This is a genomic window from Marinomonas gallaica (assembly GCF_001639745.1).
GTDB lineage: Bacteria > Pseudomonadota > Gammaproteobacteria > Pseudomonadales > Marinomonadaceae > Marinomonas > Marinomonas gallaica.
Map to the genome: position 1 here is coordinate 1 of NZ_LTAX01000012.1, position 24,455 is coordinate 24,455.

Annotated in this window: 21 protein-coding genes; 12 read left to right on the forward strand and 9 right to left on the reverse strand. The window is 47.6% G+C overall.

All coding sequences use genetic code 11. The features are described from left to right. Positions 1-307: 307 nt before the first annotated feature. Together choX and betC are read right to left on the reverse strand one after the other, a co-directional pair. The gene (choX, locus tag AYW76_RS11925; protein ID WP_067220296.1) at positions 308-1,246 is read right to left on the reverse strand and encodes a choline ABC transporter substrate-binding protein; all 939 of its coding nucleotides are present in this window, start codon (positions 1,244-1,246) and stop codon (positions 308-310) included. 125 nt (positions 1,247-1,371) lie between these two features. Beyond that, the gene (gene betC, locus AYW76_RS11930; RefSeq protein WP_067220299.1) at positions 1,372-2,898 is read right to left on the reverse strand and encodes a choline-sulfatase; all 1,527 of its coding nucleotides are present in this window, start codon (positions 2,896-2,898) and stop codon (positions 1,372-1,374) included. 141 nt (positions 2,899-3,039) lie between these two features. Here betC and AYW76_RS11935 point away from each other — a divergent pair, with 141 nt between their 5' ends. From AYW76_RS11935 to AYW76_RS11960, 6 genes are all read left to right on the forward strand, one after another. Next, positions 3,040-3,942, forward strand: a complete 903-nt coding sequence (locus AYW76_RS11935) for a choline sulfate utilization transcriptional regulator (protein WP_067220302.1) — start codon at positions 3,040-3,042, stop codon at positions 3,940-3,942. A gap of 57 nt (positions 3,943-3,999) precedes the next feature. Further along, positions 4,000-5,415: a MocR-like pyridoxine biosynthesis transcription factor PdxR gene (gene pdxR, locus AYW76_RS11940; RefSeq protein ID WP_067220305.1), complete on the forward strand. Its 1,416-nt coding sequence runs from the start codon at positions 4,000-4,002 to the stop codon at positions 5,413-5,415. A gap of 79 nt (positions 5,416-5,494) precedes the next feature. Beyond that, on the forward strand, positions 5,495-5,896 hold the full coding sequence (locus tag AYW76_RS11945; protein ID WP_067220308.1) for a hypothetical protein: 402 nt from the start codon (positions 5,495-5,497) through the stop codon (positions 5,894-5,896). A 214-nt stretch (positions 5,897-6,110) separates the two neighbouring features. Beyond that, positions 6,111-7,361, forward strand: a complete 1,251-nt coding sequence (locus AYW76_RS11950; protein WP_067220312.1) for a serine hydrolase domain-containing protein — start codon at positions 6,111-6,113, stop codon at positions 7,359-7,361. Positions 7,362-7,394: 33 nt separating this feature from the next. Next, complete coding sequence (locus tag AYW76_RS11955) at positions 7,395-7,952, forward strand: DUF3237 family protein (protein WP_082866208.1); 558 nt, start codon at positions 7,395-7,397, stop codon at positions 7,950-7,952. Between the two features lie 256 nt (positions 7,953-8,208). Further along, positions 8,209-9,321 carry a helix-turn-helix domain-containing protein gene (locus AYW76_RS11960; RefSeq protein ID WP_067220316.1) on the forward strand — a complete coding sequence of 371 codons (1,113 nt, stop codon included), beginning with the start codon at positions 8,209-8,211 and terminating at the stop codon, positions 9,319-9,321. Between the two features lie 69 nt (positions 9,322-9,390). On the opposite strand, the gene AYW76_RS11965 is transcribed toward AYW76_RS11960, so the two are convergent. Further along, positions 9,391-10,746 carry a multicopper oxidase family protein gene (locus AYW76_RS11965; RefSeq protein WP_067220319.1) on the reverse strand — a complete coding sequence of 452 codons (1,356 nt, stop codon included), beginning with the start codon at positions 10,744-10,746 and terminating at the stop codon, positions 9,391-9,393. Positions 10,747-10,972: 226 nt separating this feature from the next. Between AYW76_RS11965 and AYW76_RS11970 the strand changes: the two genes are divergently transcribed. Further along, complete coding sequence (locus AYW76_RS11970; protein ID WP_067035109.1) at positions 10,973-11,569, forward strand: hypothetical protein; 597 nt, start codon at positions 10,973-10,975, stop codon at positions 11,567-11,569. On the opposite strand, the gene AYW76_RS11975 is transcribed toward AYW76_RS11970, so the two are convergent. Beyond that, positions 11,523-12,977, reverse strand: a complete 1,455-nt coding sequence (locus tag AYW76_RS11975; protein WP_067220322.1) for an aminotransferase-like domain-containing protein — start codon at positions 12,975-12,977, stop codon at positions 11,523-11,525. The two genes, AYW76_RS11970 and AYW76_RS11975, sit on opposite strands and share 47 nt — an antisense overlap. Before the next feature lie 132 nt (positions 12,978-13,109). Here AYW76_RS11975 and AYW76_RS11980 point away from each other — a divergent pair, with 132 nt between their 5' ends. Continuing rightward, positions 13,110-13,994, forward strand: coding sequence for an EamA family transporter (locus AYW76_RS11980; protein WP_067220325.1), 885 nt, complete (start codon positions 13,110-13,112; stop codon positions 13,992-13,994). A 76-nt stretch (positions 13,995-14,070) separates the two neighbouring features. On the opposite strand, the gene AYW76_RS11985 is transcribed toward AYW76_RS11980, so the two are convergent. Both AYW76_RS11985 and AYW76_RS11990 read right to left on the reverse strand, forming a co-directional pair. After that, the gene (locus AYW76_RS11985) at positions 14,071-15,519 is read right to left on the reverse strand and encodes a KAP family P-loop NTPase fold protein (protein ID WP_067220329.1); all 1,449 of its coding nucleotides are present in this window, start codon (positions 15,517-15,519) and stop codon (positions 14,071-14,073) included. Between the two features lie 312 nt (positions 15,520-15,831). Then, positions 15,832-16,941, reverse strand: coding sequence for an S-(hydroxymethyl)glutathione dehydrogenase/class III alcohol dehydrogenase (locus AYW76_RS11990; RefSeq protein WP_456264814.1), 1,110 nt, complete (start codon positions 16,939-16,941; stop codon positions 15,832-15,834). Positions 16,942-17,198: 257 nt separating this feature from the next. Here AYW76_RS11990 and AYW76_RS11995 point away from each other — a divergent pair, with 257 nt between their 5' ends. Continuing rightward, on the forward strand, positions 17,199-18,089 hold the full coding sequence (locus AYW76_RS11995) for a LysR family transcriptional regulator (RefSeq protein WP_067220336.1): 891 nt from the start codon (positions 17,199-17,201) through the stop codon (positions 18,087-18,089). Between the two features lie 117 nt (positions 18,090-18,206). Here the strand turns inward: AYW76_RS11995 and AYW76_RS12000 are convergent, their stop codons facing one another. Continuing rightward, positions 18,207-19,451 (reverse strand): MFS transporter, encoded by a 1,245-nt coding sequence (locus AYW76_RS12000; RefSeq protein WP_067220340.1) that lies wholly within the window; start codon positions 19,449-19,451, stop codon positions 18,207-18,209. A 162-nt stretch (positions 19,452-19,613) separates the two neighbouring features. Here AYW76_RS12000 and gtfA point away from each other — a divergent pair, with 162 nt between their 5' ends. After that, positions 19,614-21,098, forward strand: coding sequence for a sucrose phosphorylase (gene gtfA, locus AYW76_RS12005; protein ID WP_067220345.1), 1,485 nt, complete (start codon positions 19,614-19,616; stop codon positions 21,096-21,098). 3 nt (positions 21,099-21,101) lie between these two features. On the opposite strand, the gene AYW76_RS12010 is transcribed toward gtfA, so the two are convergent. Further along, positions 21,102-22,133: a LacI family DNA-binding transcriptional regulator gene (locus AYW76_RS12010; RefSeq protein ID WP_067220350.1), complete on the reverse strand. Its 1,032-nt coding sequence runs from the start codon at positions 22,131-22,133 to the stop codon at positions 21,102-21,104. 162 nt (positions 22,134-22,295) lie between these two features. Then, positions 22,296-23,327, reverse strand: a complete 1,032-nt coding sequence (locus AYW76_RS12015; protein ID WP_067220353.1) for a CobW family GTP-binding protein — start codon at positions 23,325-23,327, stop codon at positions 22,296-22,298. Between the two features lie 268 nt (positions 23,328-23,595). Here AYW76_RS12015 and AYW76_RS12020 point away from each other — a divergent pair, with 268 nt between their 5' ends. Both AYW76_RS12020 and AYW76_RS12025 read left to right on the forward strand, forming a co-directional pair. Then, positions 23,596-23,784: a CopG family transcriptional regulator gene (locus AYW76_RS12020; RefSeq protein ID WP_067220357.1), complete on the forward strand. Its 189-nt coding sequence runs from the start codon at positions 23,596-23,598 to the stop codon at positions 23,782-23,784. An 84-nt stretch (positions 23,785-23,868) separates the two neighbouring features. Continuing rightward, positions 23,869-24,204 (forward strand): zinc ribbon domain-containing protein YjdM, encoded by a 336-nt coding sequence (locus AYW76_RS12025; RefSeq protein WP_067035089.1) that lies wholly within the window; start codon positions 23,869-23,871, stop codon positions 24,202-24,204. The last annotated feature ends 251 nt before the right edge of the window (positions 24,205-24,455 follow it).

A 24,455-nucleotide genomic window follows, 5' to 3' on the forward strand; every position in this document is an offset into this window, starting at 1 on the left:
AAAAATCCGATTAAGAATGCTTAATCGGATTTTCTTGGGCTATTTAACTTAATGCAATCCTTAAGTGAACAGCATTACCCTTTTGGGCCCTCTTTTGACGGTACTGATGGTAGTTTTTAAGGTGTCGCTCATGTTGAATATCCTATGCGAGTGTGGCGAATAAGCTTAGGATAAGAGCAATTGGCGAGGTTAAAAATGACCAGTTTTAAACTATTTAACCAGTCCAGATTGGCAATGTAAAAAAAAGCCCATCCGAAGATGGGCTAACGCTAGGTGGTGTTATCAATAGGTCACATAGGTGACCTGTCTACAGGTTTAGAGCGCTTTTGACAGCGACTAAGCCTGGCTGGCCGGAGGTTGTCGAGACGCCCTCTAACCAACTATCCAAGATGTCTGGATTCTGTTTCAGCCACTGGCTTGCGGCTTCGTTTGGAGATAAGCCTTCATTGGCCATCGCAATGGCGGTGTTTTCCATGTCTAACGTGAATGCCATATTTTTAAGCAACTGAGTGACGTTGGGGCATTCGCTGGCGTAGCCTTTACGGGTGACCGTATGAATGGTGGCGCCACCGTAGTTTGGACCGAAGTAATCGTCGCCACCAGATAGATATTTAAGATCAAAGTTGACGTTCATTGGGTGTGGTTCCCATGCTAGGAAAACAATGCCTTTTTCACGTTTGACTGCGCGCGCTACTTGCGACAGCATGGCTTGTTCGCCGGATTCCACAACGCGCCAGTCTCCTAAGTCAAAATCGTTTTTGTCGATCATATTCATTAGGTTTTGGTTAGCGGGTGAACCTGCGCCAATGCCATAAATACGCGCGCCGAAGTCCTTAGCGAAAGTGTTTAGGTCTTTAAAGTCCTGCACCCCTTTGTCGTACATGTATTCAGGTACCGCTAGCGTGAACTTAACACCGGTTAGGTTGGTACGAATGACATCTAAATTGTCGGCGTACTTTTCAATGAAAGTGCTTTGAGCAGGCATCCAGTTGCCTAAGAAAACATCTATCTCCCCGTTTTTAATACTCTCAAAACCAATTGGAACCGCTAATAATTTGATATCAGTTTTGTAGCCAAGCGCTTCTAATACTGTCGTAGCGAAGCCATTTGTTGCGCTAATGTCGGTCCAGCCAGGATCGGTCATGGTGACCGTTTGGCATTGTTCTGGTACCGCCGCGAAAGCGCCGCTAGCAGTGGTAGAAACAAGCGCTGCTAGCAGCGTTTTTTGTAGGCTTATCTTTTTCATCAGTCGGTTCCTCTGTGATGTTTTTTTATATGAGTCTATCTGCGTTAGGTTTATCGATATTCGGCCTTATGCAAGGGTAGTAATAGAACAAAAACGCGCCCATCAGGGCGCGTTTTTGGATGGCATTAAACGACGCGTGGGTAGCGAGATTTCGCTTCCAAGTCGTCTAAGTCAATATGGTTACGCATGTACATTTCGGTGGCTGGGAAATGTGGCTGATGGTCCCATGCAATGTTTGTTTCGCCTTGGCTTACCGCACGTACGATTAAGCGACGACGACGCTGGCTGATTTTGACGGCCTCTGTAATGGCCTCAGAATCCCAGCGTTGTAGAGCCTCATTGCGGAACGCTTTAACGGTCTCAGCGTGAGCTGGGTCGTTAGCCAAATTAGTCAGCTCTAGCGGATCTTTTTCTAGGTCATATAGCTGGTCTGGATCGATGCAGCAATGTACGTATTTGTACTGACCACGACGGATCATAAACAACGGCGCAATAGCACCTTCGCCGCAATATTCGCCGATCACTTCGTCGTGTCCGCCCGCTTTGCCTTCCACATGAGGCGACAAAGTACGGCCATCAATTGGCATAGCAAACTCTGTGCCTTCGTTGTTAGTCGCCCAATCCACGAAAGTGGGTAGTAAGTCCATCGTGGAGACGGACTCTTTTACTCGCTTAGGTTCGAAACGGTTTGGGGCGCAGACGATCAGTGGGACACGTGCAGAACCTTCAAAATAAGACATCTTGAACCAAAGATTACGTTCACCCAGCATGTCGCCGTGGTCGCCAGAGAAAACAATGATGGTATCGTCTTCTAAGCCACACTCTTTCAAGGCTTTAAGCACGCGGCCTACTTGGTCATCGACGTAGCTGCAAGCACCGTAGTAAGCGTGACGAGCGTTACGAATGTCATCATCGCTGATGTCTTGCGCGTAGTACGCAAACACATCTTGTAAGCGACGAGAATGTGGGTCTTGCTCTGCTTCAGGAATACGAACTTTTGGCAGATCGATTTCATCGTGGTCGTAACGATCCCAATACTCTTTTGTAATGGCATAAGGGTCGTGTGGGTGCGTCATTGAGACGGTTAGACAGAATGGACGATCCTGTTTACCACGTGCGTAGTCGTATAGATAACGCTCAGCGTGAAACACCACTTCGTCATCAAAGTCGAGTTGGTTACTGCGCACACAGGTGCCGGCATCTGTCACGGAAGCCATGTTGTGGTACCACGTTGGGCGCGTGTCTGGATCATCCCAGTTAGGAAACCAGCCATAGTCCGCAGGGTAGATATCGGTGGTTAAACGCTGTTCAAAACCGTGTAGCTGATCTGGACCACAGAAATGCATCTTACCTGTTAACGCCGTGTGGTAACCGTTCTCGCGTAAGTAGTATGGAAATGTGGGAATGTCGGCTGGAAAATCTGCAGCATTATCCCAAGCACCAATGCGCGTTGGTAATTGGCCAGTCATCAAAACATAGCGAGAAGGCGCACAAAGTGGGCTGTTTGTGTAAGCTGAATCAAAGACAACGCCACGCTCAGCCAAAGACGCTAAATGTGGAACTTTAGCTGTTTTGCCACCATAAAATGGCAGTGCAGAGGCGGCCATTTGGTCGGCCATGATGAATAATATATTAGGCTGTTTTTGAGACATTTTGCAAAACTCCAGATGGCTCTTACGAATAAGTTAGGTTAATGTTTATTTCAGCGCTGAAATCCTTATTTATGCTAGATTGAACCTTATTTACTATGCTGTAAACTGACCAAAATTTTATGACTGGGATAAGTTGAACTTATGTTATCTGAAAGCGACATGCCGCCTTTACAAATGCTTGTGGTGTTTGAATCTTCAGCACGCCATCTAAGCTTTACGGCCGCCGCCCGTGAATTGGGCACCACTCAACCAGCCATTAGCCAGCAGGTGAAGGCGCTAGAGCAGTTTCTAAATACGCCACTATTTCGCCGTGTTTATCGCGGGGTTGAATTGACGGATGAGGGTCATATCTTGCTGAAAACGACCCAGTCTAGTTTCAATGAGATCCGCAAAGTGATCAGCTATATCCGCAATAAAAACAAAACGCCGCGAATCAATGTCGCGACCGATTTTGCGTTTGCCGCGTATTGGTTAATGCCGCGATTACCGGATTTTAGACGCCTCTATCCAGACGTAGAAATACGCTTGCAGACCTCGCAAAGTAATGCAGATGTGGCGCTGCAAGATATTGATCTGGCTATTCTTTTCAGTGATGGAAGACACAAAGGGTTTGTGGCTAAAAAGCTGTTCGAAGAGGAAGTGTTTCCGGTGTGTAGTCCGAAGTTGTTAGAAGAGTATGGGCCGTTTAATACGCTTGAGGATCTCACTCGAGCGCCGTTGCTGAAGCTCTATGCGGAACCGGAAGAAAAGTGGATGGTGTGGGAAAAGCTCTTTGAGCAACACAACATGCTGTGGTCGCCGTCACAGACGGTGATGGAATTCGACAACTATACATTGCTTGTACAGGCCGCCATTGCGGGTCAAGGCGTCGCTTTGGGGTGGCGCTCTTTATTGGATGATATGCTTGAATCAGAACTCTTAGTGCCCTTCCCGAGTTTTACGACCCACTCGTCAAATGGTTATTTCTCGGTTGTATCGCCATCAAGGGTGGACGGTTCTGTAGTTGAACAATTTAACGAGTGGCTACATCAGCAGTGCAAATAACAGTGTTTTTGTAGGTTGGCGTGGTCAAAAGGGGCATTAAGCGGTGGATAGCATCAAATGATCGCGAGTCTAACATTAAGCATTGAAGACAATGGCACGCCGCGTTACGAGCAGCTGCGTCAGCAATTGCTCAGTGCGATTGAGCAGGAGCGATTGAAGGTAGGTGATAAGCTGCCATCGAGCCGTGCATTGGCGCAAATGTTGGGTGTGTCGCGCAGTGTCGTGATGCAAACCTACGATCAGTTAATTTCCGAAGGTTTGCTTGTAAGTCAGCCTAAGCGAGGCGTATTTGTTGCGCAACGAGAGTGGCTTTATCCACCCGTTGCGACAGTCGCGGCAAAGCCGACGATGTCGAGCCTGCAGCGCTTTGACTCGGGTGTTGATGTCAGTGTGTTTCCGAACAAAGCGTGGGCAGCAAGCATGCGACGTGCATGGTTGAACCCTGATCCACGCTTGCTCAAAGGTGAGTATGAAGCGGGTTATCCACCCTTACAGCAAGCCACTTGTGACTACTTGTATGCCCTCCGTGGACTTGAGTGTGAACCTGAACAAATCATATTGGTCGCAGGCAATCATGATGCTGTGTCGCTGTTGCAGCATATGTTGTCAGATACGATACAACATTGGTTGTTAGAGAACCCCACGTATCCACCTTTACGAGCCAGTTTTTCTGCCACTCAAACACAGGACTTAGTGATCACAGAACAGGGGGTTCAGCCGCTGTCATTAGCGCAGCCTTGGGCCGCTGTACTGACGCCTAACCGTCAATATCCATTGGGTGTATGTGCCAGCTCTGCGACGCGAGAGGAGTGGTTTTCGGCTTTGTCTGACAGTCATAATTTTGTCATAGAAGACGACTATGATAACGAGTTTGTGTATCAAGGCCAGGTTGCTAAACCGTGGTTTCAAGCGGCCCAGCACCGCCAAGGTGTAAGCGAACAGATATTTTACATTGGTAGCTTTTCGAAAGTGTTGTTTCGAGGGCTGCGGTTAGGGTTTATTGTGGCACCGTTGAGCCAAGTGCCGCGAGTATTAGACAGTCAAAAAACGTTGGGCCTGTTTGCGTCGCAAACATTGCAGCCGGTTGTGACTGACTTTCTCGTCAGCGGGGCTTTTTATCGTCATCTCAATCGCATGAAGCGTCACTATCGCAGCAAACGTGACTATTTGCTCTCGCTGCTGGAGCAATGTCTGTCGCCTTGGTTTACGTGGCAAAAGCCGACAGGCGGAATGCATGTCGTCATATATGTCAAAACGCCCTTTTCTGATGGAGATTGGTGTCGCGAATTGAACCAACATTGTTTAAAAAATGGACTAAGATTGTCTTGGTTACAAGATCATTACGGCGTAGCCAACGCAGCACCAAAGGGACTGGTGTTAGGTTTTACCGGCCCAACGGAACTGCAGTTAGACGCTTGGATTAAGCAATTGGCGGATGCGTGCCAAATCTTGGCACCTAAACGGTCAATTTAAAAAATCCAAGTAGCGCATAGACATACCTAAATGATAATTGTTATTATTTGTGTGGACTGAATTTCTTGGGAGATATCCGATGGAAAGTTGGAAGCAATACATTGTTGCGGGTGATCAAGCATTTCAGCACTGTGAAAACCGTGCGGCCATTAGTTGTTATAAGCAGGCCTCTGCCTGTGCGCGTCAGCATTTAGGTTGTTGGTATGATACGCAAGCGGTTTTGTCGGCCTTAGTCTCTAGTGATTTAAAAGTCGTGGAAGCGCAATGCCGACTAGAGTGTTTTGAAGAAGCGGTAGAGACCTACTCCTCTTTAAGTTTGGAATTGCGTAAATTTCAATGCCATGTTGAACCTAGTAATCCGATTGCCGTGGTGATCACACAGGCCATTAACCGTGTGAAAGAAGAATTTATCAATCTCACCAAAGTGTATGCTTACGACATATTGTCTGCGTCGAAACGTACGCCGTTATTACTTAAATAACGTAAAAATCGGTAATAGTGTCGCGAAAATAATAAGTTCTAAAGAGCTTTTTCAAGCGGCAGGCGGTGTTATGGTCGTTAATATTCCTAATTAAACCGCTATCCCAAATGGGATATGACGGGCTTTATGCAAAGGTCAAATATAGACAGCACTAATCATCTGCTTAGTGCTGTTGCGTATTTAATTAAAAATCATAAAGCAAATAGGAACTCCCATGAAGACAATAAAAACGTTCAAAAAAGTCCTCCTCGTTTCTCTCCTTCCATGTGCTCTAGCGTCTACACAGAGCATCGCTGCCAATATTGTTGACCCTTTAGTAGCAAATGTTGGTCCTGAATCAGATGTCCCTGTCGCCGTGCAAACGCTGCGTTGGCATATGTTAGACCGAGACGTTAACTCTCTTTCTTTCCGCTCTATGGATACATTATTCGATACGCGACAGGTTGCACGAGCAGGCGATATTTCTAAGCTGGTGAAATCCGAACAGCCGATGGACTTAACCTATGAGTATAACGGCGAGACGTATAGCGCTGATGAGTTCCTAGATCGAACCTATACAAACGCATTGTTGGTGATGAAAGACGGTAAAATCGTCTACGAGAACTATCTTAATAATATGCGCCCTGATACTCGACACATGGGATGGTCAATGACCAAATCCATTACGTCTGTGTTAGTGGGCATTGCTCATGAAGAAGGACGCATCGAATCGTTAGATCAGCCGATTACCGATTACATTCCAGAACTTTCTGACAGTGGTTACGCAGGCGTTACCATTCGCCAAGTCTTAGAGATGACGTCTGGCGTCGATTACGAAGAACGTTATGACTTCGCTAACCCGGGCGTTGCAGCTAAAAACCATATATTAGCCTTAGTTAAAAATGTGGCTCGCTTCGCGGATGCTTCCACCTCTCTTGAACGTAAGTATGAGCCAGGCACTGTTTCCGAGTATAAAACCATTGATACCGCCGTATTAGGTTGGTTGTTAGAGCGTGTATTAGGTGGTGCCAACGTTGCCTCTTATGCGGCTCAAAAACTATGGGAACCGCTGGGTGCGCAGCAAAACGGTTTCTTTATCATGGACGGAGAGCCAGGAGTAGGCCGCGAATTTACTGGGGCTGGTTTTAACGCTACATTGCGCGATTGGGCGCGCTTTGGGCAGATGGTGCTAAACGAAGGTGAATTTAATGGTCACCGTATTGTGAGCGCAGATTACATCAAAAAATCAACTCATCCGGTCTTACCAGAAGATGACAAAATGGGCGGCTATGGTTACCAGTGGTGGACCATGCCGAATTCAAATGCGTTCTCAGCGATTGGTCTGCAAGGGCAGTTTGTCTACATCGATCCAGATACAGATACCGTGATCGTGAAACTGAGTTACTTCCCACAAGAAGAGATGTTCGATCTAGAAGAAGAGACGCTTACTTTCTTTGATAAAGTTTCTAACTGGCAGACTCACTAAGACACCTTTAAGTATCAATAACGGAGACATACGATGGCTATTTCTAAAATATTGAGACTTTGGTGTGCCATGGCGCTGACAGTAACCACTTTTCATGCAGCGGCAGAGGTGGTTCGTCCTACTTTAGACGCTTTACCAAAAGCAGAAACCCCAGAGCTTGAATTGGTGCTTGAAGGCATCGTGGATTTAGGTGAATGGATTGAAGTAGGTGAAACAGCCAAAGGCTTACGCGGTATTGCACCCATTACTGGGGGCGAATTTCAAGGCCGTAACGGCTTCAAAGCGACAGTAAAACCGGGTGGGGCAGATTGGCAGTTAGCTCGAACCGATGGTGTTTGGGAGATCTTTGCTTTGTACTCCATTACCACAGATGACGGTGTCAATATTGTGATTGATAACCGTGGCGTGGCGGTCAATAAGAGTGATGACCCTAAGCTACCGGCTGACGAATGGTATATTGCGACCAATCCAACATTCCTTGCACCTGATGGCAAATACAGCTGGCTTAAACAGTCGCAATTTGCCGGCACAGTAGTCGCTGCAGCGGATGAAAGTTATGTAATTGTGCGAGTCTACGAGATCTTGCAATAGCAATTGAGTGTACATTCAAGCATAACCAAAAGGCTTCCATTGAGAAGCCTTTTTTATGTTTGTAGTAGGCATAAAGCGGGTTTTATGCCTACTGAAAATGGTCTTTGCATTCATCATCAGATAGAAATTAGAGGGTGCTCTTGTTGGCTTTAATGTGTAAGATATTCTTATAAATATATACCTCGGGGTGGGTATTGGTTTTTTACGTTCATAAGGAATAGTCTAACCGTACGAAGTTTGATCAGTCGGGGTGGTTATGCAATACGAAGAAGACAATCAGCTGTTTGCTGATTTATATCGCTGTATCACAGCGCCTTCTCATTGGGTTTCTGTTCTGGATCAGGTGAAAGCCCGTATGAACGTCGCCAGTGTCGTTGTTCAGGTAATCAAAAAACAATACAGCGGAACCGTTGACTTGGAATGGGAAGTACGGGATTCCTTTTCGCTTGAGCACTCAGCATTGCATGACAAGTGGGTGAATAATGCGGATAACCCAAGGTTATTGATAGAAGTTAACCAGCCCCTACAGGTGGTTCGTGATGTCGATGTGTTTGAAGAGGACTGTCCTGTTTTTCGAGGCTTCCAAAAACGACTGGCTCTAGCAGGGCTAGGCAAAGCCATTATGCTCGATATTGCGTTACCAAATGATACCTTGTTGTCACTCATTGCCCATCGACATAGCCATGACGATCAACCTTATGATGCGGATGTTGAGCAATTTTTATATGCTTTGGCGCCGCATCTATCCCAAGCCTTAGAAATATCTCAAGCTTTCAAGAACAGCTTGTGCCAGCAACATTTGTTAGAGAGTATTGTCGACCATATTTCCATGGGGCTCTTATTGATTGATGAAAAAGGCGGCGTTCTTTGGGGAAGTCAAACCGCTGAAAACATGATTCAAAGCAGTGCTGTTATGACATTGCATAACCAACATTTACGCTTTTTAAATAGCAGTGTTAACCACTCATTCCGCGATATCTTATCTCGTTTCACAGATCAGTCCAGTGGCTTTGAGCGCCACATTTTGGTCGTTAGAGAAGAATGTACCAGCACCTTAGAAATTATGCTGACACCTTTCCACAATAAGGGCGAATTGCCTTATGCGTTGGTGTATTTGAAAGATATGCAATCCGCCACGTTAATCGATCCAAAAGAAGTACAAATACTATTCTCCTTAACCCCAGCAGAAGCGAATATCGCCGTGGCTTTAGCGGATGGGTTAACGTTGTCTGAGTATGCGGGAATTAAAGGTATCTCGATTGGTACGACGCGCATCCAGTTGAAAAGTGTGTTTGCTAAAATGGGCATTAATCGCCAAGCTGAGTTGGTCCGAAAACTGTATTCGTCAGTATCTATGCCAATACAATAGCCGCCCATTTGACATGGAAAGAGCTGTTCGGGCGGCGTAACCTTGTCATTGATCAACCCTCTTTGATCGTTAGACGACTTCAATATACCCCATCAAGCCTGTTTTTAGATGCTCAATGACATGACAGTGATACATCCAACGGCCGGGGTTGTCGGCCACAAATGCGATGCGTGCGACTTCATTTTGCCCTAGTAATACCGTGTCAGTATGGAACGGTTCGATGGTTTGTTTGTTCGATTGTAATACCGTGAACGTATGGCCGTGTAGATGAATCGGATGGTGGTATTGGGTCAGATTAGACAACTCAAAGATATAACTTTTGCCACGTTCTAACGTCGCCAATGGCGCCGGGATATTATCGGCCGACATGCCGTCCCATGGTGTGCGGTTGATGGTCCAAAACCGGTAGTTTACCTTGCCGTCTTTTTCGATAGGGTTGATCGATGCGTCCCATTCGAAGGCAAAGCGAATGACTTCGGCAGTGTCTAAGTCCGGTGCTTGGATTGGATTCAATGGCAGCCTTGGTAGCTCGCGGCGTTGCTTGTCCTCGCCAATGGTTTGAAAGGTCATCAAGACCTTATTTTTATGGTACAAGGTGACCGTTTCACCCGCGTTGTTGGGCGCTATGAACCCTAAATCTAAACGCATGCCCGGCCCCATTAAGTGATGATCTAATGGACGCGGCTTAGCAATCGGATTGCCGTCTATAGCGATAATGGTGAGATCCGTTTGCGGGCTGTTAATGTCGTAAGTGAGGGTGTTGTCGATATTGGCCAGACGCGCGCGGATCGCGCCCCCAGCAGGAATGTAATAGGTCGGTGCGGTTTTACCGTTTACCGTCATCAAGCGCCCCGGCGTGCCCATACGAAAGGCATTGCGTGGCGTGGTCAATGCCGTAAACGAGCCATCGTCACGGATGTGCCAATTTTTAAGCCCCATCACCACGTCGGCATCAAATCCTGGATCTTCCGCTTCATCAACGATAAATGCACCAACCAAGCCTTTACCCAGCTGCTCCACACTGTTCATATGCGGGTGATACCAAAATGTGCCAGCGTCAGGTGGCGTGAATTCATAATCGAAGGTTTCCCCTGGCATAATGGGGGGTTGACTCAGAAAGGGAACGCCGTCCATTTCGATGGGAATACGCAAGCCATGCCAGTGGACCGTAGTGGGCTCATCTAGCTGGTTGACCACGCGAATACGTACCGGCTGGTGCTGTTTAGCGCGAATAACTGGCGCAGGAAAGTGACCGTTAAAACACCAAGCAGGCGTATCACCATTGGCGGCGATACGTACGTTAGCAGGTGCCACGATTAACTCATAATCAAATCCCAGACTGGGCGATGCGGCCAAGGTAATGGTTGGCGAACAGCCTAATACTGCAAGCGCTGAACTGATTTTAAGAAACTGGCGACGATCCACGGTGGGCTCCTTTTCTTGATAAGCATGGGATCATTTCACAAATGAAAATAACTCTCAATAAGTGTATTGTAGGGATCGTCAGAGTATTGATCTCTATACAGTGCTATTGTTGTGGCTCAGTAAAAACGACCTAATTTGGTGCAAATCTGGCGTGTTTTGTCCGACTGTTTAATGATGAACTCGGTAGAATCGAACCTTACTATGATCATTGGCGTTAGGAGGGCACATGGAATTCAATATAAAGCTTATTTTTAGTGGCATCGCCATCGCATTGGCGTTGATTGGCTTTGTGCCCTATATCGCCTTGATTTTACGGGGTAAGGTGAAACCTCACGTGTTTTCTTGGGTGATCTGGGGCATTACCACCACCGTGATCTTCTTTGCTCAGCTGGAAGCAGAAGGCGGCGTTGGTGCGTGGCCGATAGGATTGTCGGGCTTTGTGACTATTTTGATCGCCATATTGGCCTACTTAAAGCGCGGGGATGCCACCATTACTCGTGCCGACTGGGGATTCTTGCTCGCAGCGATCGCTTCGCTACCGCTTTGGTATGTTACTGATGATCCACTGTGGACGGTTGTGATTCTAACGACAATCGACATGATCGGCTTTGGCCCGACCTTCCGTAAAGCCTACCACCGACCATTTGAAGACAGCCGTGTGTTCTTCATCATCATGATCCTACGTAACGCGTGCTCTGTCGTAGCGCTTGAAGCCTACTCCGTCACCACCGTATTGTTTCCGTTCTGTTTGGCGGTTGGCTTCTTGATATTGTTGATTATCTTGCAATATCGCCGAGTGGTATTGGCGCAGCAAGCGGTTTAACTTGATTGATGACCAACTGACACAGGTGCTTGAGTTGTGATGCTGCAGATTGGCTATCTATCTCAAGATAGAGCGGCCAACCGCAGTTAATCCGTAGACAATCATTGTAGTCTGGATGGGTGCTAAAGCAGCTACCACGGCGAATATCGATTCCCATCTTACCCAAGTCCTGCGCCAGTTGGTCGCTGTCTAAGTGCGGCACTCTGACCCATAATACTAACCCTCCTTGTGGCGCGCTGATTTGCGCTGATTCGGGTAAATGCTGACTCAGAAACTGTCGGTACTGATGGACTTGCGATTGCAAAATAGGCCGGATCTGATGGATATGGCGGCGGTAGTCCCCGCACAAAATAAACTCAGCAATGCACGCCTGCACCAAACTGTTAACGCCCATACTGGTTTGGCTGTGGTGATGTAAGAATGGCTCAAAGTAGCGGCCCGGTAAACACCACCCCAGTCTAAGGCCCGGTGCCAGTGTCTTGGAAATCGAACTGCACCACAGAATGTAACCTTCCTTATCCCAATATTTTGCTGGCAAGGGTTTGTCTTTGTGGTGGCTTAATTCGAAGTAGACATCGTCTTCAATGATCGGCATCTGATACTGCGCCGCCAGCTGCGCGATGGTTTGTTTTTGCTCCGTTGGCAGCGTGATACCCAGTGGGTTTAAGTGCGTGGTACTAAGTAGGGCAGCAGAAATTTTTTGCTCGGAAAAACAGGTCTCCAGTGCAATCAGGTCGATGCCGTCATGCGTGACGGGGATTTCAATAATACGTCGCTTCAACGTGGTCAAAAGATCCAGCAAACCACTAAAGCAAGGCGAGCACACCGCAATCGTGTCACCTGGTTGGGTGACGCACTCCAACGCAATGCGAACTGAGTCTAAGCAGGAGTTAGTAATTACTAACTCCTGCGCAGTGAAGGCAAAATGGCTCTCTAAGAAGTGCTCCGACAAGGCTTGGCGTAAACTGGCCACGCCTTGCAACTCGGGATAGCTGAAAATCGTTTGGCTGGCACGCCGTGTCACGCGCTTGATGGTACGGCTGAGTTCGACGTCGGGTAAGAGCGCCGGTGCAAGTAACGAAGTTCCGAGCGGTGTAAAGCCCGTTAATCCTGAGTTATAGCCTTGTTTGGGCGCGAATTGACAGGGATCTCGAGAGGTTAAACGAGGCTGTTTGAGTGTTGGAAACTCGGCGACTTCGCTGCGACTGGCAACAAAATAGCCGGCCTGCGGGCGTGCATAAATCCAGCCACCTTCTTGTAAGCAATCATAAGCTTTGCTGGCGGTGGTCAGGCTGACGCCTTGCTGTTGTGCAAGCTGACGTAGAGCAGGCAAACGAGAGCCAATAGGTAAGCGCTCACTTACAATGTCATCTATAAAGGTTTGAGCTAACGATTCGTACAGTGTCATCACGCTTACCTGTTCATTTTATAAATCGATCTTCTAAAATTGTACTCTTATTTTTATTAAAAATTGAATCTGCTATCTTTGCAAGTCTGTCGGCATACTCAGCGCTTACTAACCTGCAAAGAGGGCAAGGACATGACTAGACAAGATAGCCTGTTACTGGTGCTGCTGATGGCGCTTTGGGGCTTTAACTTCAGTGTGATTAAGCTCGGTGTGAACAACATCGATCCATTTTTATTAACGGCATTACGCTTTAGCTTAGCGGTCTTACCATTGATCTTCTTCGTACGCCGGCCCAATGTTCCATGGCGTTACTTGATGGCCTACGGACTGACCTTTGGCGTCGGCGTATGGGGGTTGACCACCTTGTCGGTCAGCGCAGGGTTAAGCAGCGGCTTAGCGTCGTTGCTGCTCGATATGAGCGTTATCAGCAGTTTGTTAGTGGGTCGTTACTTACTCAAAGAACACGTGACCGTCAGCAAAGTACTGGGGTCGGTACTGGCATTGATCGGGTTGGGCTTAATCATTTGGCATCAAGATGCCACCGTCACGCCGCTTGGCATAGCATTAGTACTGAGCGCATCGGTGTTTTGGAGCATCAATGGTTTGATCGTCAAACGCTCGGGAACGCGCGCCGTGTTCGCGTTTAATATCTGGGGCATGGCCTTCGCACCGATCCCACTGTTCGTTCTAGCGTTATGTGTCAGCGGCCCAAGTTCGGTGATGCAATCTATCGCCGACATCAACGGTTCGGTACTGTTCTCGGCCGCCTTCCAAGCCTACCCCACCACGCTGTTAGGGTACTGGTTCTGGAACAAAATGATCGTCAAATACTCCGTTTCCAGCGTCGCCCCGATGACACTGCTGGTCCCCGTCTTTGCCCTCATCGGCGGCTATATCTTCTTCGGAGAAAGTCTTGATGTGGTACAAGCTATTGCTGCCGTCATCATCTTGCTAGGTGTCGCCGTAAGCGAAATTAAGTTACCAGCAAGAAGAGCTGTTATTGCTAAAGCGGGTTAAGTAGAGCAGGGGTCCGATCCCGTATACATCAGGACTTGCGAGCTGCTCTTAGGATCAGACGTTAAAGGGATCTGACCTATGATTCATCAAAGTCTATAGTGTTAGATCTAATTAAGTTAAGGATTTCATCTGGATTAGAAAGCATAGATACTTCAGGTTGTGATTTTAAATATTTAATTTGCCGAGCAAGCCCTTCTAAATCAGACTCAAGAGGTAAAAGGGGTGATGTTGAGGAGTATTTTTGCTGATTCATTATTTTAGGTTCTTGCTGAATTATTTGGCTTATGGTCCCTCCTATATCTTGAATAACCTGAAGCATTTTTAATGATTCATTTAATCGAAAATCATGAACTTTTTCTGATCCTGTGTATGCTTTCATCGCTCTCTGATTCACTGTGAACTTCTCAAGCTCAGGCGCTGTCGTGTAAAGAGCTTCGCCAAATACCAAGCCTGTTAGGGTAAATATTGAGAAAACTTTTTTGTCCAAGCCTCCTGATAACAAGAGGGAGTCAAGGTGAGAGCAAAGCTGCTTTACTCGGCGTAAAGGAAGATGATCTTTGTTCAGTCGACATATTAGGCTTACGGCATATTGAAGCTCTTCTGTTGAACCTATCTTTGGTAAAGTTAACAGCTTGTCAGTATCAACCTTTTCGAACATTCGCTGAGCTTTTATGAATTCAAAGTAATCCGGCTCAGGCAAAGTAAGCCTTTGCTCAAAAAATCGACTTAGGTATTCATGTGAGTCGAAATCTTGGCCATAGACGGCTTTGATGGAATGCTGAAGCTGTTTGGTATCGGTTGAGAAAACAAACACAAAGTTCGGAACATCAAAGAGATGCTTAACGGTCTCTAACATCTCGATGGCGTAGGTCGGACGGCAACGGTCAAGCTCATCAATAAAAACAAAGACTTTCTGACCCTTATCATTTGGCTGTGCGATATCGACTAGCTTACCAACTTCATCTTTGAAGTTTTTGATGAATTGCTTGTGTCGTATATGGGCTCTCGTAGCTTCAAGGCCCAGCTCGCCAATATTTAAGTCAGATTCATACTTTTGAAGCTCAACACCTGACTTAGTAATTGCCTCAACTATACTGCCGATGCTATCTGCGGCATCTTTGCCGAGGAATATACCAATTAAAGCTTTTGCGATAGCTGGTAAGGCGCTTTTTAATTGGACGAGAGCATTAGCTACTTTCTTTTCCTGCTCATGAAATTGAAGGTCGTTACATCGTCCTTCCAGTTGTTCTATGATCTCTGCAATAATGATTGTTAGTGGGTCATCCAGATAGTCTGATTCCCATGCATCAATCTTGATACCAATATGGCCTCGTTCTTCAACCAGCAGCTTCCAGTTATCCACAAAGAAGGTCTTACCTGTGCCCCAAGCGCCATTTAGGTTGACAGGAAAGGCATGCTCTTTCGTATCTCTTGTGTTTAAGTATTGAGTGAAACGCACGGCGAGTTCTTTACGTTTAGTGCCTGTTGCGCATTTTTCAAAGGGGCTTGTCTTGTCAGAAAGCATAATCGATATCCCTATCAAATTAGAGTTTTCAATATGCTAACAGCAAATAAGATGCGCTTCCTGAAATTTAGCAGTACCCATTAAGCTTAAACGCTGTGCCATGCATTTGATTGGCGCTGACGCGTCGAGGCTGAGGAATGAAGCAAGACAATGCGCAAGCCAATTGAATGGTATGGAATGGTGCCGCCAACGTCGTTGCTATAAGCCAACGCAGAAGAGTTAGCGTTTTATGCGTAATAGTGGTCACTATCGTAATGAAAGGAAAAGCGGCTCTGCTGGGCAGAGCCGCTTTTTTTACGTTTGCTTTAACACTTAGTAGTGAATGATGGTGCGAATCGATTCGCCGCTCTTCATGAGGTCAAACGCGGTGTTGATGTCTTCCAATCCCATGTTATGAGTGATGATCGGGTCGATGATGATGTCACCGTTAAGGTATTCATCTACCATGCCGGGCAGTTCGCTACGACCTTTGACGCCACCGAATGCAGTACCTAGCCATTGACGCCCCGTGACCAATTGGAATGGACGGGTTGAGATTTCTTCGCCTTCACCGGCCACACCAACAACGACACTTTTACCCCAGCCTTTGTGAGTACACTCTAGAGCTGAGCGCATGATATCGGTGTTACCGATACACTCGAACGAGTAGTCGGCGCCACCATCGGTCATTTCGATAATCACTTCGGCGATTGGCTTGTCGTAGTTTTTCGGGTTTACAAACTCGGTGCCACCAAATTCTTTGGCTTTTTCCAGTTTGTAGTCGTTAAGATCGACACAGATGATGCGACCCGCTTTGGCTTTCAAAGCGCCTTGCACCACCGACAGACCGATAAAGCCCATGCCGAATACCACTACGGTTGAACCTTCTTCCACTTGCGCTGTGTTCAGTGCCGCACCGATTCCGGTGGTCACGCCACAGCCGAGCAAGCAGACTTTATCCAACGGCGCTTCTTTATCGATTTTAGCCAAGGAAATTTCCGCCACGACGGAATACTCAGAAAATGTCGAGGTGCCCATGTAATGGTAGATTGGCTCGCCTTTGTAGCTAAAGCGTGTTGTGCCATCTGGCATTAGGCCGCGGCCTTGGGTTTCACGGACGGCCTGACATAGGTTGGTTTTGCCAGATAGGCAGTATTTACACTTGCCACACTCTGGAATGTACAGCGGGATCACGTGATCGCCAGGCTTAACACTGGTCACACCTTCCCCCACAGCTTCGACAATGGCACCGCCCTCGTGCCCTAAGACACAAGGGAACACACCCTCAGGGTCTTTGCCTGACAAGGTGAAGTAATCGGTGTGACAAACGCCAGTCGCGACGTTGCGAATCAGGACTTCCCCTGCTTTTGGTTCTTCTAGATCCAGCTCGACGATTTCAAGCGGTTGATTGGGTGCAAAGGCAACGGCAGCACGAGTTTTTATCATGTTAGGTCTCCACTAGACGCTTGATGTTAGGAGGCCGTTATCGACGATAAGGTATGACTGGCATCTGGCCTTAACGTCGATCAACGACTCAGTGGGGCGTAGCTTAGTGCGTTGCACCTAGAATGATAATTAGGGTGTTTTGAAAATGACTTTTACATATATGCAACAATGATTGATTTCTCAGGTCCATGACTTTATTTCTTATAGCGTGCTAATCTCTCGCTCTTGTCTTTTATTGTTGATGGTGAGTAATAATGTTTCATTGGGAAGGGATTGCCGAATTCGTCACGGTGGCAGACGAAGCCAGCTTCACTGCGGCCGCGAAGAGCTTAGATATTTCCACGGCGCAGGTCAGTCGTAAAATCACGGCACTGGAGCAGCGCCTCGGCACCAAACTGGTACTGCGTACCACGCGCCATGTGTCACTAACGGATGTGGGCGTTATTTATTACCAACATTGTAAACAGCTGTTAGAAGGCCTAGAGCAGGCCGATCAGGCCGTGATTAATATGTCGGGCGTGTTAACCGGCCATATTAAAATGACCGCTGCGATCAACTATGGGGAAAAGGTTATTGCGCCACTGATCAATGACTTTATGGGGCAGCATGAGCAGCTCACCATTGATTTAGTATTAAGCAACGAGCGCTTTGACTTGATTCGAGATGGCTTTGACCTGGCTATTCGACTTGGGAAGCTAGAAGACTCCAGTATGGTGGCGAAAAAGCTGGATACCCGTGTACAACACTTGTGTGCGGCGCCCGCTTATTTGGAAAAGTACGGTGTTCCTGAGCAGCTAGCGCAGCTACAACATCATAATTGCTTACTGGGGAGTACCGATTACTGGCGCTTTTGTCATAATGGTAAGCATCACAAGTTGCATCCCAAAGGCTCGATCTCCTGCAATAATGGCAATGCCCTGCTGGATGCGACACTAAAAGGCATGGGTTTAGCGCAACTGCCGGATTACTATGTGCAGCCGTATCTAGAATCAGGAGAACTGATAACGGTGTTAGATAAATATCGTGAGCCAGAAGATGGCATCTGGGCAGTATATCCCCAGCGTCAGTATCCTTCTCCCAAGGTCACGCGACTGGTGGAATTCCTACGGCAAGAAATTCCGAAAAGTCACATAAGCTGTAAATGATTCATCCGTTCTAAGGCCGTCCATACGTGTTGTGATGAACGCTAACGTCAATCGCAGAGCCATAAAAACGCCAGACACTGTCTGGCGTTTTTATGTCGAGGTTAATGCGGCAGTGCGCTAGTTGGCGGTCAGCGCATCATGTTGTGTTAAAGCCTCATCGGCTGGGTTTTTGAGGTAATTGAAAACCATGGCGACAAACAGCGTGAAGGCAAACCCTGTTGCTAAGACAAAGCCATAACGCACGTGGCCGAAGTAATCGCTGATCATCCCCATCAATAATGGCGAGACCGCTGCAGAAAGCGCGGTAAAAAATAAGATCACGCCTGCGACCGCGCCGTGTTGTTGGGTTGCAAAGCACGAGATGCCTTTTGAGTTGAGAGTCGGGTAAATCATAGACATAAATAACCCCGACAAAGGCAACAGCCCAACCGCCCAGTTAACGCCGCCTATTAAGGTAAAGACATAGCACAACGCAATGCCCAAACTGAGACATACCATCACACCTTGCCAGCTAAAACGATTGAGTAACCACACGGCCAAAAAGCGACCCAGAGCACGTAGGATGAAGAACACGGTTAAGGCATAGGTTGCCAGCAGTTGCCAAGGCCCGTCGTAGTCCGCTAGGAGCGTCGGCATCCATACATAGATAGCAACCTCGGTCGCCACATAGAGCGCAATTGCCAGTGAAAACCCTAACGCATAGGGATTTTTGATCATCGATAGGGTGACGGATAAGGATGCGGGTTTGGCGTCGTCGCTCGGTTTCACGGCGGTTGGGTAGTCAATGCGCCACGCACCGATCGCAAGAAGCAGACATAGCCCCCCTGCCATGATGTACAGGTACGTCCAGCTCACCTCTTGGGTCAGTAGAAAGCTCACAAACGCGGGCCCGACAATGGCGCCGACACCAAAGAAGCCTTCCACTTTGTTCATCATCTTGGTGTGTTCGTGGTTGCTATGGGATATATCCCCCAATAGCGCTAGGGCACCGGTTTTAAATAAACCGATCGCCAGACCAATACAACTCAATAGAAATAAGAAGAAACCAAAACTGCGGCTGAAGGCGAATAAAAAACAGCTGATGGCGAAGATGGCTAAGCCCAGCATAATAGTCTTTTTACGACCGATACTGTCGGCTAGGAAGCCTAAAAAGAGGCCACTGAAGGCAATGAGTGCCATGGGCGCGTAATGAAACGCGCTGGCTTGAGTCATGCTCAAGTCAAATTCCTCAATGAGCTGAGGAATGATCATGCCGACGGCATCGGAGGTCATGGCGAACATGAAAAACATCATGTAAGTCAGCCATCGAATGGCGCGCATGGGATCGTTTGAGTGTGAATCTATTGTATTTGTTGTATTCATCTTTGATTCCTCGCAAGCCTAACAACCCATGCGGACATGCGGACATGCGTTCTATAGCGGCTTAGCTGGTGGTTTTAAAGTTATAAAAACTTCTTGAATTTTTTATTGTTGTAATCAAACATATAACTTAATCGATTAAGTTTCAATGTGGTGCGACAATTTATGATGAAAAATAACGTTCAATTAATCACCTACGCTGACCGCATTACGGGTCAAGGCATCGACGCGCTGACCGAGCTGCTCAATGGCCCGTTAAAGCATGTGTTCTCGGGAGTTCATTTATTGCCGTTCTACAATCCGATAGATGGCAGTGATGCAGGTTTTGATCCGATTGATCACAGCGCAGTCGATGAACGGCTGGGAAGCTGGTCCGATGTAAAAACGCTGGGGCAGACATACGATGTCATGGCCGACCTGATTGTGAATCATGTATCAGCTCAATCGTTTCAGTTTCAAGATGTGTTAGCCAAAGGTAAGGCTTCGCCATACTGGGACTTATTTTTGACGCAACAAGACGTCTTCCCAGAAGGGATGTCAGAGGCGGATCAACAAGCCATTTATCGTCCTCGACCAGGCAGTTGCTTTACACCGATGACCTGTGGCGACGGTGAAACCTACGATTTTTGGACCACGTTTACCGACAATCAAATCGATATCAACGTCTATGCCCGTGCTGGACGGGACTATCTAAACGATGTGTTGGAGAAATTTTCTCAAAACAACGTCAACATTATTCGTCTGGATGCGGCGGGGTATGCGATCAAAAAGGCGGGCACCAACTGCTTTATGCTAGAGGAGACCTTTGACTATTTGGATCAACTCTCCGCTCGCGCGAATGAGCTTGGGATGGAGACGATTGCCGAAATTCACAGTCATTTTGAGACGCAGATTGACGTCGCAAAACGCGTAAACATGGTCTATGACTTTGCTTTACCGCCGCTGGTGTTGCACACGTTGTTTACTAATAATGCCGACGCACTACTGAAGTGGCTGGCGATCGCGCCACGAAACTGCCTCACTGTACTGGATACTCACGATGGTATCGGCATCATTGATGCGGGGCCGATGGGTGATAAAGCAGGCTTGTTGGACGCTGAGAAAATCGACAATTTGGTGGAAACCATTCACGACAAGAGTCAGGGTCAAAGCCGTAAAGCGACGGGCGCCGCGGCGAGCAATGTGGATCTGTACCAAGTTAACTGCACCTACTACAACGCCCTAGGCGCGGATGATTTTGATTACCTGTTGGCGCGTGCCATACAGTTCTTTGCTCCTGGGGTGCCGCAAGTGTATTACTCAGGCCTGTTTGCCTGTGAAAACGATATGACATTATTGGCCGCGACACAGGTCGGTCGTGACATTAATCGTCCGTATCTAACCCCTGAGGCGATTACTGATGCGCTGCAAACGCCTGTGGTGAAAGGGCTACTTGAGCTGATTGGGATTCGTAATCAGCATCCGGCGTTTGCGGGCGAGTTTGCTTGTCATGGCGAAGGGGAGTCCTTCACGCTGAGCTGGACGCTTGATGACAGTTCGATCTCGCTGAACGTAGACTTAACCAAACGTGATGCCAACATCGTTTCTTACCAGCAAGCCGAGACGCTTACCACGTCGATTGCAGACCTGCTGAACCCTTCACAAGACTGAGTGTTAGCTGCTTTCGCCGAGCTGAACTTGGTACGCAATCAGCGCCTTCTGGCGCTCTTTTTGAACAAACAAATTGGCCGCTAAGCGGCCTTTTTCTTCACTATTTTGATGAATGGTCGACAGCGTTGGCACGCAGCGCTGGCCTTCATCAATGCCATCAAACCCGACGATGCGCAGTTGCTCGGGAACGTGAACACCTCGTGCTGTCGCCTCGCGCAGTGCCGCCAGCGCAATCAAATCACTCATGCACAGTAACACCTCAGGGCGCGGCACACTGTCCAAAACCTCTTTGGCAAGACGTGGCGCATAGCGCTCACTGCTTTCAGGTACGTTCCAGATTTGATCGTCGGCTAAGGTGATGCCCTTGGCCTTTAGGGCGCGCTGATAACCGCGCAAGCGTTGGTGCGCAATCGACTGGCTGGTATCAAAGTTGGGTTGCGCTTGCACACGGCATAAACGCTCCTCATCAAGCAACCTAAGGCCTAAGATCGCTACGTGATCCTGAGGGGATCGTAGGGCATGCATGGCGATGTCGTAGCTCGCTTGTTCATTATCAATATTGACCGACGTGTTGCGGCCAATATCAAAATCCACTGTCACCACTTGTTTGGTGATGGTTTTCAGCTGCTCGACCAAGCCTTGATTGCGTGGACGGCCGTAACAAATAAAGCCATCGACAAAGTCGACCACGTTATTGAGGTGGTCACTGTTGCCAGAAAAAAGCAGCAAATTAATATTATTGGCTTCTAAAATCGACGAAACGCCACGCATAAAGCTACTGGCGACCGGATCCGATACCATGTACTCAACGCTATCGGCCAATACTAGGGCGACAATATTTGAGGTGCCTTTGCGCAGTGACTGGGCGGCCTTATTAGGGCCGAAATAGCCGCGCTGTTCACAGGCTTTAAGAATCGCTTCGCGACGTGCCTTGGACAATTGGTCGGGGCGATTGAAGGCATTGGAAACAGTGGCATTGGAGACACCCAATTCCGTAGCAATGCTTTTGAGTGTCCAGCTTTTCGGCTTAGTCATAGAAGGCGTATCTACCGTTTTATCAAAGGGCTTATTTCAGCGATACTGACGCGGGAGCGACAATAACAGGACGCAGGATCGTCGATGCTGCGGTATGTCGCAACCGCCAAAAGATACCATAAAGTGGCGCGCTTGAAACGCAGCACGCCTTTTTATGACGCGCTAAGCCCCTTGCAAACAGGCCAGCATATCGTGCTCGATTTGCTGCCAATCCAGTGCTTTAGAGCTGATGATTTCGATGCGTGAGTCGCGGCGGTAGGCGACTTTGTCGAAGTCGTGTTCGTCTTTCACACGGTTAAAGAACACCCAAGCATGGCCGATGCGGATCACGCCTTTGATACGTTCAATGTCATCCAGTTCTGTTAGGATTTTTTCCAGAGCCCAGAAGTCGAAGCAGTCGTCGCGGTGAAAGATCCAGCCGCAGCTAAATAAACCACTGCCGTTACCTGTTTTACGTATCGGTTGGCTCGGTTCCGCGACAGCCTCTGGCGTGGTTTCCTGAGCTGGGTGATGGTCGTGGTGATCATGTGTGTGACCGTGGTCATGATGGTGCGCTTCGGGAAATTGGGCTTTCAATTGGCCGTTGCGGACTAGGTCGAGCAGGGCGGGGTCGATCACGCCTTTAGTAGTCCGTGCAATATGCTGTTTTGGTGGGAACATATTGCTCAAACTGGTTTCAGCGAGTTCGATCAGGTCGGCTTCTGCCACGTCGCATTTATTGATCATGACAACGTCAGCAAGGTTAAGCTGATCATGAAAGGTTTCATTGTTGACCACTTCTTCGAGTTGCAGTGAACGCGGGTCCAATAAGCAAACCGTGGCGCGTAGATCGAGCTTGTCTTTAAAAGCAGGTCCCATCAGCGTGTCGATGATGCCTTCAGGGTGGCCGATGCCGGTGGGCTCGATGATTAATCGATCAGGGTTAGCGTGTTCGATTAACGTTTTTAACGTTGGAATCAGAGACGCACCCAAGGCACAGCAGATACAACCGCCGGCCATTTCTTTGACGTACAGGCCTTCTTCAGTGGGCATCATTTCTTGATCGATACCGACTTGACCAAATTCATTGACCAGCACCGCCCAAGACTCGCCGTCCGGTTTGTTTGCCAAGAGTGCATTAATGGCTGTGGTTTTACCGACACCAAGAAAACCAGAGATGATGTTGGTCGGGATGGCTTTGGGTTGCTCGTTCATAGTTGCTCTTCGATGTTGGAAAATATGTTATATTATAACTATTTGATGTGGTCATCACAGCATAGAAAGATGATACCTAAATAGATCGTCATGACTATCTGGACGATGACGCCTATTCTGATAGAACTCCGTTGCGAGTTCTTCACCTAAAACGCCACTTTAGCGATTCATATCTTACTCTTCAAACACTCCGCCATAGAATCAGTCGCTTTACCTCGTCTCAATCATTATAATCAAATGATAATAATTGAACGTTTAAGGCTGCCTAATGGAAAGCAAAACTGCTCGTTTTACTGTATTGCTCGACCCGCGTAAGAAAAAGGCGTTCGAGAAGCTATGCGCGTCGCAAGACTTAACACCATCCCAAGTGGTACGTCAGTTGATGCGTGGTTATTTAGAAGAACATGACGTGGATTACCTAAACGAAGCGCTAGAAGACGAACCAAAGAAAGGTTAACGTCGTAAAAGCATTATCATGTCATTGTCATTGCGTTATAATGCAGCGCACATTATTCCCTATTCTTATTGAGGTTATTGAAGTATGAGTCTTCCAGAATGTCCTAAATGTGGTTCTGAGTACGTTTACGAAGATCAACCATTGTTGATCTGCCCTGAATGTGCCCACGAGTGGAATCCAAACGAAGAAGTCGTTGACGAAGATGCAATCATCCTGAAAGACTCAAACGGCAACCTACTAGCAGAAGGCGACAAAGTCACTTTGATCAAAGACCTGAAAGTAAAAGGTTCGTCTCAAGTATTGAAAGTGGGCACGAAAGCCACGATCAAACGCTTCGTTGATGGTGACCACGACATCGATTGTAAAGTCGACGGCGCTGGCGACATGATGCTGAAATCTCAGTTCGTTAAGAAAGCGTAATACTACGCTGATCGGACTTAAGAAGGCCCCTAGTGATAGGGGCCTTTTTTATGCCTGCTGTTAAGTGCCCTAGCAAGCGGGTCAAAGGTCGTTTGAGTTGTTGTATACGTCAAATGACGTATACCTATAGTGTGTTTGGCGCATACCGCGTTGTCGTGATTTTTTGGATACTGAATGCACTGATTAAGACAAGCATGGCCGCAGAGCCGAGCACTCTTGATCGGACAATCCAAAAAACATCACAAAGGACG